The sequence below is a fragment of the Sphingomonas yunnanensis genome (genome assembly GCF_019898765.1).
Taxonomy (GTDB): domain Bacteria; phylum Pseudomonadota; class Alphaproteobacteria; order Sphingomonadales; family Sphingomonadaceae; genus Sphingomonas; species Sphingomonas yunnanensis.
Genome location: NZ_JAIOKB010000007.1, coordinates 1 through 16,743, shown reverse-complemented (window position 1 = coordinate 16,743; position 16,743 = coordinate 1). Strand labels below are relative to the sequence as shown.

The window sequence follows — 16,743 nt, the reverse complement described above, 5'->3', positions numbered from 1 at the left end:
ACGGTCGCTCAAACAGAGCAGGGGATTGTACACGTGAGAAGCATGCGCGGGGTGTTGGCGACGACGATCGCGGTGGCGGCGGCGTTCGCGCTCCCGGCCGCGGCGGTGGCTGCGCCGACCGCGAGCCCGCTGGGGACGTGGCTCAACCCTTATGGATCGGTGGCGGTGCGGACGGGCGCCTGCGGCGACCGGCTGTGCGGCTGGATCGTCTGGGCCAGTGCCGAGGCGCAGGCCGACGCGCGTGAGGGCGGCGTCACCGGGCTGATCGGTACCCAGCTGCTGGAGAACTACCGCCCGACCTCGGGTGGGTGGGTCGGCACCGTCTTCGTCCCCGACATGGGGCGGCGCTTCTACTCGAAGATCGAGCCGGTCGGCAGCGACGGTCTGCGCGTGAAGGGCTGCATCCTCCACGGTCTCGTGTGTCGCTCGCAGCTGTGGCACCGCGTCGCGCAGCCGCCCCATGCCTGAGCTGCGCGCCCGTCTCGAACGCTATCGCACCCCTGTCACCGTGGCGGCGGTGGTGCTGCTGCTCGGGCTCGGCTTCGCCGCGGTCGAGCGGCTCACCCGCGAGATCCGGCTCGCGGACGTGCGCGCGGCGATCCACGGACTGTCGGGCGCGCGGATCGCCGCGGCGCTCGGCTTCACCGCGCTCAGCTATCTCGCGCTGACGCTCTACGACGCGATGGCGCTGCGCGTGATCGGGCGACCGCTGCCTTGGCGAGTCGCTGCGCTCGGCTCCTTCACCAGCTACACGCTGTCGCACAATCTAGGGTTGGGACTGCTGACCGGCGGCTCGGCGCGATACCGCGTCTATACCGCCGCGGGGCTGGATGGTCCGGACGTGGCGCGAGTCGTCGGTATCGCCAGCGCGACCTTCTGGCTCGGTGTCATTACCGTCGCGTGTGCGGCGCTGACGCTGCGCGACGGCCCGATCGTGCTCGCGGACGTGACGCTGAGCGCCGCCGCGGCGCACGCGATCGGTGCCGCGGTGCTCGCCGGGGTCGTCGCGCTGGTCGTCGCCTGCGGCATGGCGCGCGGGCCGCTGCGTATATGGCGACTCACGCTGCCGCTGCCGAGCGCCTCGCAGGCGGCGGCGCAGATCGCGATCGCGCTGGTCGACACGGCCGCGGCCGCGGCCGCGCTGTTCGTGCTGATCCCGCACGCGCCGCTCGCCCTGCTCCCCGCTTTCGTCTTGGCCTATGCGCTCGGCATCGTCGTCGCGCTGATAACTCATGTCCCCGGCGGCATCGGCGTGTTCGAGGCGGTGGTGCTGGCGGTGGTGCCGGGTGACCGCACCGCGCTGGTGGCGGCGCTGATCGCCTATCGCCTGGCCTATTACGTGCTGCCGCTCGCGCTGGGCGTGGCGCTGCTGGCGTGGCACGAGGGACGCCGTCAGCACGGCCTGCCGCGGCTGCTGCGCGACTCGAGCGCGCTGGCGAGCGAGGTGGCACCGCTGGTGCTCGCCGCGGCCAGCTTCGCCGGCGGTGCGATGCTGCTGCTCTCGGGCTCGCTGCCCGCGCTGGCGCCGCGTATCGGTGCGCTTCATGCACTATTGCCGCTGCCCTTCATCGAGGCGAGCCACGTCGCCGCGAGCCTGGTCGGCACCGGGCTGCTGCTGCTCGCGCCTGGTCTGTACCGCCGGCTCGACGGCGCCTTCGTCGCGACGCGCGCGCTGCTGCTCGCCGGTGCCGTGTTCTCGCTGGCGAAGGGGGTCGACTATGAGGAGGCCGCGGTGTGCCTCGCGCTCGCCGCGCTGCTGCAATGGACCCGCGGCGCCTTCTATCGGCGCACCGCGCTGACGCAGGCACCGCTCTCGGGCGCGTGGCTGGTGGCGGTCGCCGTGGCGGTGGGTGTCGCCGCCTGGGCCGGTCTGATCGCCTATCGCCACGTGCCGTACGACGACGATCTGTGGTGGCATTTCGCGCTGCACGGCGATGCGCCGCGTTTCCTGCGCGCCACGCTGGCGGTCGCGGTGATGCTCGCGGCAGTGGCCCTGTGGCGGCTGCTCGGGCCCGCCCGCAGCGTCCCCGACGTCCCCGTCGATCCCGCCGCGGTGACGCGCGTGCTCGCGAACGCCGAGCGCACCGACGCGATGCTGGCGCTGACCGGTGACAAGCGCTTCCTGCTCTCCGAGGACGGGCGCGCGATGTTGATGTATCAGGTGCGCGGCACCAGCTGGATCATCATGGGCGACCCGATCGGCCCGGCCGAGACCTGGGGCGAGCTGCTGTGGCGGATCCGCGACCTCGCCGACCGCGCGCAGGGCCGGCTGCTGCTCTATCAGGTCACCGGGCTGGTGCTCGATCTCGCGATCGGCATGGGGCTGCAGATCGTGAAATACGGCGAAGAGGCGATCGTCGACCTGCCGTCCTTCGCGCTCGACGTGCCGCGGCTGCGCTCGGTGCGCAAGGCGGAGCGCGCCGCCGCGCGCAAGGGCGCCGAGTTCCGCATCGTTCCCGCCGCGGCGGTGCCGGTGATCATCGACGAGCTCGAAGCCATCTCGGACGAGTGGATGCGCGCCAAGGGGCACCATGAGAAGGGCTTCAGCCTCGGGCGCTTCGATCGCGACTATCTCAGCCATTTCGACGTGGCGCTGGTCTGCGTCGCGGGCCAGATCGTCGCCTTCGCCAACCTCTGGCTCACCGAGGGGCGGAGCGAGGCCTCGGTCGACCTGATGCGCCACCGCGACGACATGCCGGCGGGGACGATGGACTTCCTGTTCGTGCACCTGATCGACTGGGCGCGCGAGCGCGGCTTCCGCCGCTTCTCGCTCGGCATCGCGCCGCTCTCCGGCATCGCCGGGCGGCGGCTCGCCCCCGCCTGGGCGCGCGCGGCGGCGCTGATCTTCCACCACGGCGAGCGTTTCTACGGCTTCCGTGGATTGCGCACCTACAAAGAGAAGTTCGCGCCCGAGTGGGAGCCCCGCTACATCGCCGCGCCGCGCGGACTGGCGATGATCAAGGCGCTGCGCGACCTCTCGCTGCTGGTCGGCAAGCCGTCCGCGGCGGCGAGCGCGGCGCCGCGTGCGGGCGGGATGATGGCGCGCTTCCAGGTGACGCCGCCACGCCCGGTCGACGCCCTGCTCAACCTGGCGTCGTCGTGAGACCCGCCGGGCTGGGTGCGAGCGGTGGCGCGCAGGCCGGCGCAGGGGACGAGCCGATGCCGGCGGAGTGCCGCGCCGGCCGACACCTGCCGAATCGCCGCGTGACGATCGACGGCAACGGCGCCGCACACACGCGCTGCCGGCGCTGCGGGTGCGAGTTGACGCGATTGCCCGCGATCCGGCGCTGGTATCGCTCGGGCATCTTAGGCTAGCACGGCGACCATGAGGCGGGCGTGGGACCCCGCCGAATTGGATCATGACGAACTTGTAAGCCTCGGCCCACGCGGCGATTATCCGGGCTTGGGTAGGGGGCGATCGTTCCCGCGCGTCGCGCGCCCATGAAGGCCTGCCCATGTCCGCCCCCGTCTTCTTCGATCCCACCGGTCGCCGCAGCCGCCGCTCCAAGCGCGTCATCGCGGCACTGCTGATCGCGGTGATCGCGGCGGCCATCGCATTCGCCACCACGCTGGTGGCGGTGCCGCGCGGGATCGACCTGCGCCTGCCGCTACCGCGCGCGCATGCCGCCGCCGCGCGCGGCGAGCAGCACCGCCACGGCCTCGCCGCCTGGCTGCCGCACCGCCGCGCGGCGGCGAAGAGAGCGGGCGACGCGCCGCTCAGCATCGCTTTCTACGTCCCGGGCAACGACGACAGCCTCGCCTCCTTCCGCCGCAACGCCGCCGCGCTCGACTGGGTCGTGCCGGCGCTGATCAGCGTCGCGGGGCCGCAGCATCGCGTCACCGTGGAGCGCGACGGCGCCTTCGAGCGCAGCCTCGCGGCGCTGCCGCACGCGCCCAAGGTGCTCCCGATGGTGCAGAATCTCGGTGAGGAGCAGTGGGACGGCAAGGGCAGCGCCGCGCTGCTCGCCGACCCGCGCGCGCGGGACGAGCTGGCGCAGCGGCTCGCGGCCTATGTCGCGCAGCGCCGCGCCGGAGGCCTGGTGATGGACTTCGAGTCGCTGCCCGAAACCGCGATGCGCCCCTATCTCGCCTTCCTGCGCACGCTCCACGCCGCGATGCCGAAGGGCACGACACTGGCGGTGACTGCGCCCGCCGAGGATGACAGCTGGCCGCTCGCCGCCATCGCGCAGGCGACCGACAAGGTCATCCTGATGGCCTATGACCAGCATTGGGAGGGCGGCACGGCGGGGCCGATCGCGGCCCAGGATTGGTTCATCCGCGAGGTCGAGGCGGCGCGCCGCGTCGTGCCGGCCGACAAGCTGATCGTCGCGCTCGGCAGCTACGCCTATGACTGGCACGGGGACTCGACCGACGCGCTGTCGATCGAGGAGGCATGGCTCGCCGCGCACGACAGCGAGGCGCCGATCAGCTTCGATCCCGCGAGCGGAAACGCCAATTTCGCCTATGACGAGGACGGCCAGCGCCACACCATCTGGATGCTCGACGCCGCGACCAGCTGGAACGAGATGCAGGTGCTGCGCCAGCTCAACATCGGCGGCGTCGCGCTGTGGCGGCTGGGCAGCGAGGACCAGGGCTTCTGGGCGGCCCTCGTCGCGATGCGCACGGGCGGCCGCCCCGACCTGCGCCGCCCGTCCTCGCTGCTCAACACCGACATCGAGGGCTCGGGCGAGATCCTGCGCATCACCGCGACGCCGACGCCGGGGCAGCGCACGCTCTGGGCCGACCCGCAGGGGCTGATCCGGCGCGAGCGCTACGACGCGCTGCCGACCCCCTATGTCGTCCGCCGCGCCGGCGCCGCCGACCCGAAGAAGCTCGCGCTGACCTTCGACGACGGTCCCGACGCGACCTGGACGCCGCGCATCCTCGACGTGCTCGAGGCGGCGCGCGTACCCGCGACCTTCTTCGTGATCGGCGGCAACGCGCTGCAGCACCCCGCGCTGCTCAACCGCATCGTGCGCGACGGCGACGAGATCGGCAATCACAGCTACACGCACCCGAACATGGCGCGGCTGGGGCCGCGCGAGACCGCGCTCGAGCTCAACGCCACGCAGCGGCTGGTGGAGGCCTATACCGGCCGCTCGATGACGCTGTTCCGCGCGCCTTATTTCGGTGACGCCGAGCCGACCACGACCGACGAGCTCGAACCCGCGCTGCAGGCGCAGCAGGCGGGCTACACGGTGGTCGGCCTCCACGTCGACCCGAACGACTGGCAGCGGCCGGGCGAGGACGCGATCGTCCAGCAGGTGCTCGATCAGGTCCACTCGGCCACGCCGGAGAAGTCGGGCAACGTCATCCTGCTCCACGACGGCGGCGGTGACCGGTCCCAGACCGTGGCGGCGCTGCCGCGCATCATCCGCCAGCTGCGCGGCGAGGGCTATACGTTCGTCACCGCGTCGCAGCTGGTCGGCGCCAGCCCAGCGCAGGCGATGCCGCCGGTGGCCGAGGGCGATCTCTGGGCGGTGCGGACCGACGTGGCGGTCTTCGTCGTCCTCGCCGCGCTGGCGGCGGCGCTGGCCTGGCTGTTCTACCTCGCCATCTCGCTCGGCATCGCGCGCGCGGTGCTGCTGGCGGGGCTCGCCTGGGTGCAGGCGCGGCGCAAGCGGCCCGAGCCGCCGGTATTCGCGCCCAGCGTCTCGGTGGTGATTCCCGCCTATAACGAGGAACGCGTGATCGTCTCGTCGATCGAGCGCGTGCTGGCGAGCGACTATCCCCAGCTCGAGGTGATCGTCGCCGATGACGGATCGAAGGACCGCACCAGCGCGGTGGTCCAGGCCGCCTTCGCGAACGACCCGCGCGTGCGGCTCCTCACCTTGGTCAACGGCGGCAAAGCGGCGGCGCTCAACCGCGCGCTCTTGTCGGCGACCGGCGAGGTGGTGATCGCGCTCGACGCCGACACGCAGTTCGAGCCGGCGACGATCCGCCGCCTCGCGCGCTGGTTCGCCGACGAGCGTATCGGCGCGGTCGCGGGTGACGCGCGCGTCGGCAACCGCGTCAACCTCGTCACCCGCTGGCAGGCGGTGGAATATATCACCGCGCAGAACCTCGAGCGTCGCGCCCTCGCGGGCTTCGACGCGATGACGGTGGTACCCGGCGCGGTCGGCGCCTGGCGGCGCGCCGCGCTCGACGCGGTCGGCGGTTATCCCGAGGACACGCTGGCGGAGGACCAGGATCTCACTATCGCGATCCAGCGCGCGGGCTGGCGGGTGACCTATGATCCGAGCGCGATCGCCTGGACCGAGGCGCCCGAGAGCTTCCGCTCGCTCGCCAAGCAGCGCTTCCGCTGGGCCTTCGGCACGCTGCAATGCCTGTGGAAGCACCGCGCGGTGCTGCGCACGCGCAAGCCCTCGGGACTGGCGCTGGTGGGTCTGCCGCAGGCGTGGCTGTTCCAGATTGCATTCGCCGCGATCTCGCCGCTGATCGACCTCGCGCTGCTCGTCTCGATCGGCGGAACCGCGCTCCGCGTGGCGCAGCACGGTTGGGCGCAGACCAGCGGCGACGTCGCACGGATGGGGCTCTATTGGATCGCCTTCACCGCGATCGACGTGCTGTGCGGCTGGATCGCCTATCGCCTCGACGGCCATCGCGCGCGCTATCCCGCGCACCTGCTGGTGGCGCAGCGGCTAGTGTATCGCCAGATCATGTATTGGGTGGTGCTGCGCGCGATCGCGGCGGCGATCGGCGGTTGGCTGGTCGGCTGGGGCAAGCTCGAGCGCAGCGGCCGCGTGACCGCGGCGGGGGCGGCGTGAGGCAAGGCGCCGCTATTTACTCGTACCCGCCGTCTTCCTGAACTTGCTTCAGAATCCACCGTGCCGCTGGAGCCAGCACGCCTCAGTTCGCGGCACGGTGGATCCTGAGACCAGCTCAGGATGACGGCAGTGAATTACGAGAAGCGCTCGCGCACCACGCGCTCGAGCACCGTCAGCGGCATCGCGCCGAGCCGCAGCACCTCGTGGAAGCGTTTCAGGTCGAACCCCGGCTTCGCCTTCGCCTCGTCGCGCAGCCGGGTCCACACGGTGTGGCCGATCTTGTAGCTGCATGCCTGGCCGGGCCAGACAGTGTAGCGATCGATCTCGCCCTGGCTTCGCCCGCGCGCGATGCCGGTGGTGGCGATCAGATAGTCGGTCGCTTGCTCGCGGCTCCAGCGCTTGGCGTGCATGCCGCTGTCCACCACCAGCCGCGTGGCGCGGAACAGCAGCGACTGGAGATAGCCGACCTGGCCGAGCGGATCGCCCTCGTACATGCCCATCTCGTCGGCGAGCTGCTCGGCGTAGAGCGCCCAACCTTCCGAATAGCCCGAGAAGAAGCCGCGGCGTCGGATCAGCGGGATGTCCTCGCTCTCCAGCGCCAGCATCACTTGGAGGTGGTGTCCCGGTACCGCTTCGTGATGCGTCAGCGTGGCGAGCCCGAACTTGGGCCGATCGAACGTGTCGCGCAGGTTGATATAGTAGATCGCGGGGCGGGAGCCGTCGAGCGAGGCGTTCTCATAATAGCCGCCCGGCGCGCCCGCCTGGATCGAGGCGGGCACCCGCCGCACCTCGACCGGCGCCTTGGGCAGTGAGGCGAAGGCTTCGGGCAGACGCTTCTGCATCGCCGCGATCTGGCGGGTGAGTTGCGCCAGCAGCGCCTCGCGCCCGGGATCGGTGTTGGGGAAGAGCTGGTCGGGGCGCTTGTTGAGCGCGACCAGCCGCTCGCCGACGCTGCCCTGCGTCATGCCCTGCGCCTTCAGGATCGCGTCGATGCGGCCGGACATCTCCTCGACCTGGGCGAGGCCGAGCCGGTGGATCTCGTCGCCCGAGATCGGCACCGTGGTCGCCGCCTCGGCCGCGGCCGCGTAATAAGCGTCGCCGTCGGGCAGGCGCCAGCAGCCGGCGTCGTGCGTGGCGCGCGCGCGCAGCTCGGTGACGAGTGCGCGCTGGCGGTCGAGCGCGGGGAAGACCTTCTCCGCCACCAGCGCGCGCGCCCGCGCGGCGCGCTCGGCCGGCAGCCCCGCCGCGGCGAGCTTGGCGGTGAAGGAGACTACCGCCACGGTCTGCTCGGGTGCCTGGTCGCGGAAGGCGGCGAGCTGCTTGAGCGTCGTGTCGAGGATATAGTCGGGCGCGAACACGCCGCGCGCGGCGTCGGCGCGCTGGCGCGCGGTGTCGTCCTCGATCGCGCCGGCGAGCGCCTCGACCCGCGCGAGATAGGCGTCGGCCTCGGCGGCATCGCGGACGCGGTGCTGCGACTCAAGGAAGTCAGGCACGTCGCGATAGGCGCCGGTGAGCTGGCTCAGGATATAGGGCGCAAACCGTCCCATCGTCGCGCCGTAGCGGAAGCGCTCGCTGCCGCCGATCGCGCGGCTGAGCTGATAGGTGACGACGTCGAGGTCGAGCTGCGCCGCGGGCGAGAGCGCGGCGCGATCGAAGCGCCGAAGCTCGGCGAGTTCCTGTCTCGCGCGGACCAGGGCGCGGGCCTGACCGGCGGACGAGCCGTCGTCGAGCCGGCGCTTGAGCCCCGCGCGCGCGCCGCTGTCGAGGCCGAGCCGCGTCGCCTGCTCGGGGCTCTCATCGAGCCGTGCGTAGAAGAAGCGGTCGAGCGTCGCGCGCAGCGCCGCGTCGCCGCCGGCCGGAGTCACGGCCACGGCCGGCAGCGCCGCGATGGCCGCACCGGCGGCCGCCCCGCCGATGAAATCACGCCTGTTCATCAAGAGCTTCTCCCTATGCTCCGCGTGTGTGACGGGGCGAGGCGGGGTAAGCAAGCGATCGGCGCCGCTCATCATTGAGTAAGCCTTGACGTATAATGTGCTTGTCCCCGGAGGAGCTGTGCTGCCGACCTCGATCTCGACCCGTGTGATTGCCGCGTTCGGAACCGTCGTGACGGTGGTGCTGCTGCTGCTCGCCGCCGGCTGGATGGTCGCGGGCGACGTGCGCCACGCCAATCAGTCGGTGCGGCTGCTGAGCGAGCGGCTCCGCGTCGAGGACGCGCAGGACCGCGCGCAGCAGCAGCTGCGGCTCGCGATCGGCGAGGTGACCCGCGCGGCCGAGCAGCCGCGCCAGGTCACCCCGGCGCAGTGGACGCGCGTGGAGCAGACGCTCGCCGCCTTCCGAGCGAGCTACCGCGCGCCGGCTGCGGCCGGTCCGGCGCGCGACGCGGCGGCGATCGCCTTCGCGCGACTGGCGGCGAACCTGATCGTCGACGCGCGCGCCGAGCCGCGCCAGATCGCGCACGACATGCCGCAGTTCCTCGCCGCGCTGCGCCTGCTGGAACGCGAGCGCGCCGAGGCGCGGCGCCGGCTGGTCGACCGCATCGACGCCGCAGTGGCGCGCAGCTCGCGCGAGCTATATGCCAGCATCTCGCGCATCGTCTTCGGCGTGCTCGGCGTGCTGCTGCTGTTGCTCGCCTCCTTCCTATGGCTGCGGCGCCAGGTGCTGCACCCGATCGTCGCGATCGCCGACCAGCTGCGCCAGTTCGGCACCGCGGACGGTGAGATGCGCGTTCCAGGGTGCGACCGTGCCGACGAGATCGGCGACCTCGCGCGCGGGTTGGGCGAGTATCGCGACGCGGTGGAGCAGCGCCGTCGTGCCGAGCGGCGCATCGAGTTCCTCGCGCACCATGACATGCTCACCTCACTGCCCAACCGACTGCTGTTCGAGGAGCGGCTGGCGCAGGACCTCGCGCGTGCGACGCGGACTGGCCAGCGTGTCGCGGTGTTCGCGATCGATCTCGACGACTTCAAGTCCGTCAACGACCGCTTCGGCCATGCCGGCGGCGACCGCGCGCTGAACCACGCCGCAGAGCTGCTGACCGGCTGCGTCCGGTCGGGCGACATGGTGGCGCGGCTCGGCGGCGACGAGTTCGCGATCATCCAGGTCGCTCCGGATCAGCCGCGTGCCGCCGAGGCGCTGCTGATGCGGATCTTCCGCGCCTGCGATGCCACCGCCGGCGACGAGGTGCCGGTGCAGATGAGCGTCGGCGTCGCGCTCTCGGGCGCGGATCAGGCACGTGAGGAGCTGTACAATCTCGCCGATATGGCGATGTATCGTGCCAAATCGGAAGGTCGCCACACCGCCCGCTTTTTCGACGAGGCGCTGAAGGAAGAGACGCGGCTGCGCTGGCGGCTGTCGCGCGATCTCGAGGGTGCGGTCGAGCGCGGCGAGATGTCACTGGTCTATCAGCCGATGGCCGACGCGCGGACGCTGCGCGTCATCGGTTATGAGGCGCTGTTGCGTTGGCGCCACCCCGAGCTGGGCGACGTGCGTCCCGACCAGTTCATCCCACTGGCCGAGTCGAGCGGACGGATCGACTCGCTCGGGCTGTGGGTGGCGGAACAGGCGATGGCGGCGGCGCGGGGATGGCCCGACCACGCTATCGTCGCACTTAATCTGTCTCCGGTGCAGTTCCGCCAGGCCGATCTCGCCGCCGACCTGCTCGCGCTCGCGGAACGCCACGGTCTCGCGCCCGAGCGACTGGAGTTCGAGGTGACCGAGAGCGCGACGCTGCTCGGTCATCGCCGCGACGCGGTGCTGGAGGCGCTGCGCGCGTTGCAGGATCGCGGCGCGCGCATCGTCATGGACGATTTCGGGACGGGCTATTCCTCGCTCGGCAATCTGCGCGACTTCCGCTTCGACAAGCTCAAGGTCGATCGCAGCTTCGTCTCGGCGATGCTCGACCACGCGCCCTCGGCCTCGATCGTCCGCAGTATCGCCGCGCTGGGGGAAAGCCTCGGCGTGCCGGTCACGGCCGAGGGGGTGGAGACCGAGGAGCAGCTCGCCCTGCTGCGCCGCTGGGGCTTCCCGCAGGTGCAGGGCTATCTGCTCGGCCGCCCCGAGCGCCTCGAAACGGTCTTGCGTTCGGCCGCGTATGCGGGAATGATCGCTTAGCCTCGACGCCCGCTTCGCGGAGCCCCGCCGGGGCGCGTGGGCACCGTCTTGACACTTCCCTCGCAAGCGTGTTGGTAGCGCTATCAAGATAGCCGATGAGTTGGGGAGGGGTGATGGCGCTCGAACAGGACGCGACCGCGTCAAGTCTGCCGCTTGACTGGGAGGAAGGCCGCTTCATCGGCCGCGCGGCGACCGCCGAAGGCCCGATCCCGCTGCTCGTGGTGCGCGGCGAGGCGTTCGACATGTCGGCGGTGGCACCCACCGTGGCGATGCTGGTCGAGGCCGGTGACTTCTCCGGCGCGGGCGGACGCTCGCTCGGCGGGCTCGACGCCGCCGGGCTCGCGTTGCTCAGCCCGGTCGATCTCCAATGCGTCAAGGCGTGCGGCGTCACTTTCGCGGTGTCGGCGATCGAGCGGGTCATCGAGGAGCGCGCGCGCGGCGACTGGTCGGCCGCGGCCGAGATCCGCGGCCGGCTGGAATCGCGCGTCGGCGGCTCGATCCGTTCGGTCGTGCCCGGCACCGCCGAGGCGGCGGCGCTCAAGGCGGCGCTGATCGAGGACGGGCTCTGGTCGCAGTATCTCGAGGTGGCGATCGGGCCCGATGCCGAGGTGTTCACCAAGGCGCCGGTGCTCGCCACCGTCGGGCCGGACGCCGAGATCGGCATCCGCTCCGACTCGAGCTGGAACAACCCCGAGCCGGAGGTCGCGCTGCTGGTCGACAGCCGCGGCATCGCGCTGGGCGCGACGCTCGGCAATGACGTTAACCTCCGCGACTTCGAGGGGCGCTCGGCGCTGCTGCTCGGCAAGGCCAAGGACAATAACGCGTCCTGCTCGCTCGGCCCACTGGTGCGGCTGTTCGACGACAGCTTCACGATCGACGACGTGCGTGGCGCCGAGGTGCGGCTGCGGATCGAGGGCGAGGACGGCTATGTGCTCGACGGCAAGAGCAACATGGCCGAGATCAGCCGCGACCCGCTGGACCTGGTGCGCCAGACGCTCTCCGAGCACCAATATCCCGACGGCTTCGTGCTGTTTCTCGGCACCCTGTTCGCGCCGGTACAGGACCGCGACGAGCCCGGCCGCGGTTTCACCCACAAGGTCGGCGATCGCGTGACGATCGAGAGCGAGCGGCTCGGCCGGCTGACCAACCGCGTGGTGACCTCGAAGGACGCCGCCCCATGGGAGCTCGGCATCGGCGGCCTGATCCGCAACCTTGCGGCGCGTGGGCTGCTGGGGACTGCCGCGTGAATCACCGCGCGATCTACCCGTCGCTGCGCGACAAGAAGGTTCTGGTCACCGGCGGCGCTACCGGGATCGGCGCCGGACTGGTCGAGGCGTTCACACGCCAGGGCGCCAAGGTGGCCTTCGTCGACGTCAACGCTGCCGCGGGGGAGGCGCTCGCCGCCAGGCTGGAGGGCGCCCCGCTGTTCCGCGGCTGCGACCTCACCGACGTCGCCGCGCTGCCCGCGATGGTGGACGAGATCGCCGCGACGCTGGGCGGCCTCGACGTGCTGATCAACAACGCCGCCAACGACGACCGTCACACCATCGCCGAGGTGACCCCGGCCTATTGGGACGAGCGGATGGCGGTCAACCTGCGCCACCTCTTCTTCGTCGCGCAGGCGACGGTGGCGCACATGAGGCGCGCGGGCGGGGGCTCGATCGTCAACTTCGGTTCGATCAGCTGGCATCTCGGCCTGCCCGACCTGGTGCTCTACCAGACCGCCAAGGCCGCGATCGAGGGCATGACGCGGAGCATGGCGCGCGACCTCGGGCGCGACAACATCCGGGTCACGACGATCGTGCCCGGCAATGTCCAGACGCCGCGCCAGGAGCAATGGTACACGCCCGAGGGTGAGGCAGAGATCGTCGCGGCGCAGTGTCTCGACGGGCGGATCCAGCCCGCCGACGTCGCCGCGCTGGCGCTGTTCCTCGCCTCGGACGACGCGCGGATGTGCACCGGTCACGACTATTTCGTCGACGCGGGCTGGCGCTGAGATGGTGCCGCGGTCGGTCCTGCGGGTCGGCGCGACGCTGGGCGAGGGGCCGGTGTGGGCGCGCGACGCTCTGTGGTTCGTCGACATTAAGCAGCACCACGTTCACCGCTTCGATCCCGCCGCCGGCGCGCACGAGCGCTGGACCGCGCCCGACCAGGTCGGCTGGGTGCTGCCGAGCGCACGCGGCGACCTGATCGCTGGCGTGAAGACTGGCCTGCACCGCTTCGATCCTGCCGCCGGCACGTTCACGCCGCTGCACGCACCCGAGACGCATCTGACCGGCAACCGGCTCAACGACGCCGCGGTCGACGCGACGGGGCGGCTGTGGTTCGGCTCGATGGACGACGACGAGGGCGCCGAGACCGGCCGCCTCTACTGCCACGCGGGCGAGGCCTGCGCCGACAGCGGACTCGCGCCGGTGGTGATCACGAACGGCCCTGCGATCAGCGCCGACGCGACCGCGCTGTATCACACCGACACGCTGGGCAAGACGATCTGGCGCGTGCCGCTGCGCGACGACGGCACGCTGGGCACGCCCGAGCACCACGTGACGATCGAGGACGGCGGCGGCTATCCCGACGGCTCGACGCTCGACTCAGAAGATTGCCTGTGGGTCGGCCTGTTCGGCGGCTGGGGCGTGCGGCGCTACGACCCGACGGGCAGACTGATGACGACGGTGCGCTTCCCCTGCGCCAACGTGACCAAGATCGCGTTCGGCGGCGCGGGGCTGCGCACCGCTTTTGCGACGACGGCGCGCAAGGGGCTCGACGCGGCGGCGCTCGCCGACCAGCCGCTCGCGGGCGACCTGTTCGCGTTCGAGCCGGGGGTGGCCGGCGTCGCGACGGTCGAGGCGACAGTATAACGGAAAAGATACGAGTGGGAGCGGGTGAGGATGGCAACGGCTTTAGGTGAGGGTGACGCGGGTCGCGTCAACATGGGCTTCATCGCCGCGATCGTGGCGGTGGCGACGATCGGCGGTTTCATGTTCGGCTATGACTCGGGGGTGATCAACGGCACCCAAAAGGGGTTGGAGGCCGCCTTCGATCTCGGCAAGCTCGGGATCGGCGTCAACGTCGGCGCGATCCTGATCGGCTCGTCGATCGGTGCGTTCAGCGCGGGGCGCTTGGCCGATCGGATCGGGCGGCGCAGCGTGATGATGCTGTCGGCGGCGCTGTTCCTCTTCAGCGCGCTGCTGGCCGGCGCGGCCTCGACCTCGGCGATCTTCATCTTCGCGCGCATCATCGGCGGTCTGGGCGTCGGCGCCGCGAGCGTGATCTCGCCGGTCTATATCTCTGAGGTGACCCCCGCCGCGGTGCGCGGGCGCCTGTCGAGCGTGCAGCAGATCATGATCATCACCGGGCTCACCGGCGCGTTCGTCGCCAACTTCGCGCTGGCGCGCTACGCCGGCGGGTCGACCGCCGACTTCTGGTTCGGTTTCTCGGCGTGGCGCTGGATGTTCTGGCTGCAGGCGATCCCGGCTTTGGTCTATCTGCTCGCGCTGCTGATCATCCCGGAGAGCCCGCGCTATCTCGTCGCCAAGGGTCACGATGACCGGGCGCACGCGGTGCTCACCCGGCTGTTCGGCCGCGCGGAGGCGGACCGCAAGGTCGGCGAGATCCGCGCCAGCCTCGCGGGCGACCATCACCGCCCCAAGCTGTCCGATCTGGTCGACCGCGGCTCGGGCAAGATCCGCCCGATCGTCTGGGCCGGCATCGGCCTGGCGGTGTTCCAGCAGCTCGTCGGCATCAACGTCGTCTTCTATTACGGCGCGACGCTGTGGGAAGCGGTCGGCTTCTCCGAGGATTATGCGCTGCAGACCAACATCCTGTCGGGCGTGCTGTCGATCGGCGCGTGCCTGTTCACGATCCTCACGGTCGACAAGATCGGGCGCAAGCCACTGCTGCTGGTCGGCTCGGCCGGCATGGCGGTGACGCTGGCGGTGGTCGCCTGGGCTTTCTCCACCGCGGTGACGGACGCCGCGGGCGCGGTGAGCCTGCCGGGCAACAATGGCGTGATCGCGCTGGTGGCGGCCAACCTCTACGTGATCTTCTTCAACGCCAGCTGGGGCCCGGTGATGTGGGTGATGCTGGGCGAGATGTTCCCGAACCAGATCCGCGGGTCGGGGCTGGCGGTCGCGGGCTTCGCGCAGTGGATCGCCAATGCCGCGATCTCGGTGAGCTTCCCGGCGCTGGCGGTCTCGCCGGGCTTGGCGGTGACCTACACCGGCTATGCCTTCTTCGCGGCGGTGTCGTTCTTCTTCGTCCGCAAGATGGTGCACGAGACGCGCGGGCGCGAGCTCGAGGACATGGTGGGGTGAGCGACTCGGCGTCGCCCCTTCGCAGGCGGCGCCGAGATCGGTGTGAGAGCGGCCGGTTGCCCCTGGGGGCGGCCGGCCGCTTTCGTGCCGCTATCTCTTCGCTCGTCGTGCGCTACTCGTCCCCGTCTGCGCTGAGGAGAAGCTGAGCTTGTCGAAGCCTCGTCGCGAAGCGCCGCCGCGGACGTTCCGCCAAGTACTTCGAGACGGCACCTCGACAAGCTCAGTTTCTCCTCAGCACGAATGGTGCGAGAAGAGGGGTGCTGGGGACGAGGCCTGAGCTAAACCGCTCCCGCCCGCACGCGCCGTGGTGCGGCGTTGGGCCGACGGCGCGGTGCGGCGTCGGACTGGCGGCGGACCAGCTGATAGTCCGCCAGCAGGTGCGGGTGGTCGAGGCCGGCGTCGCTCGTCTTGCGCGCGCGGATCTCGCGCGCGAGCAGGTCCACCGCGGTGCGTGCCATCGCGCTGACCGGCTGACGGATCGTCGTCAGCTCGGGCCAGATCGTCGTCGCCAGCGCTGAGTCATCGAACCCCACGACGGTGAGGTCCCCCGGCACGTCGAGCCCGCGGCGGTGCGCGATCGCGACGGTCGCGGCGGCCATGTCGTCGTTGGCGGCGAAGACCGCGCTCGGCGCCTCGGCGAGCTCGAGCAGCTGCTCGGCGGCGTCGAGCCCGGAGCGGTAGGTGAACCAGCCCTCGGCGACCAGTTCCTCGTCCGCGGCCAGCGCCATCTCGGCGAGTGCGTCGCGGTAGCCGGCGAGCCGCTCGGCGCTCGCGGTCTGGTTGGCCGCACCGGTGATGAAGCCGATGCGACGATGGCCGAGCGCGCCGAGGTGGCGCGTCATCTCGTAGGCCGCCTTGCGATCGTCGATGCTCACCGACAGCGCCCACTCGGGCGCGCGCCCGGTCGAGACCGCCACCACCGGCACGTCGCGCGCGCGCAATGCCTCCAGCGCGGTGGCGGAATCGCCGAGCGGCGGTGGCAGCAGCACGCCGTCGACCCGGCCGCGCAGCAGGTGCTCGATCGCCGCCAGCTCGGTGCCCTCCTCGCATTTCTCGATCACGATCGTGCAGTTCTGGCGGCTGCCCTGATCGAGACAGCCGACCAGGAACTCGCTGAAGTAGAACAGGCTGGTGTTCGTGTGGAGCACGCCGAGGCGGAACTCCTCGCCGCCCGCCAGAGTCCGCGCCGCGGCGGACGGCGCGTAATGGAGCGTCGCGATCGCCTCCTGCACGCGGCGGCGCGTCTCGGCGCGCACGTTGCTCTCGGCGTTGATGACCCGGCTCACCGTCATCGGCGAGACGCCCGCGTGACGCGCGACGTCGCTGATCGTGGGGGCATTGCGCTGACGACGCGAACCGCGGCTTTCCTTCATGAAAATCCTTTCGCGCGGGACGTTACGGCGGCGTATGTCACCGCCGCAAGGGGCGTCACTCCGGATGACCCGGCGCATAGTCGAACCGCTGCGCCTTGTACCAGGCGAGGTCGTGCTCGGGTGGCGTGGCGCCGGCGGGCAGCGAGCGGCCGTTGACCGACATCCAATAGGTCAGGCTCG

General features: G+C 71.2%; 10 protein-coding genes. 8 read left to right on the top strand and 2 right to left on the bottom strand.

Going from position 1 to position 16,743, the window contains the following annotated elements; all coding sequences use genetic code 11:
* The first annotated feature begins 42 nt into the window (after positions 1-42).
* The 3 genes from K7957_RS16680 (at position 43) to K7957_RS16670 (ending at position 6,767) form a co-directional block, all read left to right on the top strand.
* The gene (locus tag K7957_RS16680; RefSeq protein WP_223013697.1) at positions 43-468 is read left to right on the top strand and encodes a DUF2147 domain-containing protein; all 426 of its coding nucleotides are present in this window, start codon (positions 43-45) and stop codon (positions 466-468) included.
* Positions 461-3,103, top strand: coding sequence for a bifunctional lysylphosphatidylglycerol flippase/synthetase MprF (mprF, locus tag K7957_RS16675; RefSeq protein WP_223013417.1), 2,643 nt, complete (start codon positions 461-463; stop codon positions 3,101-3,103). The genes K7957_RS16680 and mprF overlap by 8 nt, the downstream gene beginning before the upstream one ends.
* 352 nt (positions 3,104-3,455) lie before the next feature.
* On the top strand, positions 3,456-6,767 hold the full coding sequence (locus K7957_RS16670) for a trifunctional glycoside hydrolase family 18/polysaccharide deacetylase/glycosyltransferase family 2 protein (protein ID WP_223013415.1): 3,312 nt from the start codon (positions 3,456-3,458) through the stop codon (positions 6,765-6,767).
* 134 nt (positions 6,768-6,901) lie between these two features.
* On the opposite strand, the gene K7957_RS16665 is transcribed toward K7957_RS16670, so the two are convergent.
* Positions 6,902-8,701 (bottom strand): DUF885 domain-containing protein, encoded by a 1,800-nt coding sequence (locus tag K7957_RS16665; RefSeq protein ID WP_223013413.1) that lies wholly within the window; start codon positions 8,699-8,701, stop codon positions 6,902-6,904.
* A 118-nt stretch (positions 8,702-8,819) separates the two neighbouring features.
* On the opposite strand from K7957_RS16665, the gene K7957_RS16660 reads away from it, so the two are divergent.
* The 5 genes from K7957_RS16660 (at position 8,820) to K7957_RS16640 (ending at position 15,190) form a co-directional block, all read left to right on the top strand.
* The gene (locus K7957_RS16660; protein ID WP_223013411.1) at positions 8,820-10,877 is read left to right on the top strand and encodes a putative bifunctional diguanylate cyclase/phosphodiesterase; all 2,058 of its coding nucleotides are present in this window, start codon (positions 8,820-8,822) and stop codon (positions 10,875-10,877) included.
* Between the two features lie 113 nt (positions 10,878-10,990).
* Positions 10,991-12,124: a fumarylacetoacetate hydrolase family protein gene (locus K7957_RS16655; RefSeq protein ID WP_223013409.1), complete on the top strand. Its 1,134-nt coding sequence runs from the start codon at positions 10,991-10,993 to the stop codon at positions 12,122-12,124.
* Positions 12,121-12,873, top strand: coding sequence for a D-xylose 1-dehydrogenase (xylB, locus tag K7957_RS16650; RefSeq protein WP_343228440.1), 753 nt, complete (start codon positions 12,121-12,123; stop codon positions 12,871-12,873). Before K7957_RS16655 ends, xylB begins: the two co-directional genes overlap by 4 nt.
* A gap of 1 nt (position 12,874) precedes the next feature.
* Positions 12,875-13,735: an SMP-30/gluconolactonase/LRE family protein gene (locus tag K7957_RS16645; protein WP_223013405.1), complete on the top strand. Its 861-nt coding sequence runs from the start codon at positions 12,875-12,877 to the stop codon at positions 13,733-13,735.
* A 30-nt stretch (positions 13,736-13,765) separates the two neighbouring features.
* Complete coding sequence (locus K7957_RS16640; protein WP_223013402.1) at positions 13,766-15,190, top strand: sugar porter family MFS transporter; 1,425 nt, start codon at positions 13,766-13,768, stop codon at positions 15,188-15,190.
* Positions 15,191-15,468: 278 nt separating this feature from the next.
* On the opposite strand, the gene K7957_RS16635 is transcribed toward K7957_RS16640, so the two are convergent.
* Positions 15,469-16,563, bottom strand: a complete 1,095-nt coding sequence (locus K7957_RS16635; RefSeq protein WP_223013400.1) for a LacI family DNA-binding transcriptional regulator — start codon at positions 16,561-16,563, stop codon at positions 15,469-15,471.
* Positions 16,564-16,743: the final 180 nt, after the last annotated feature.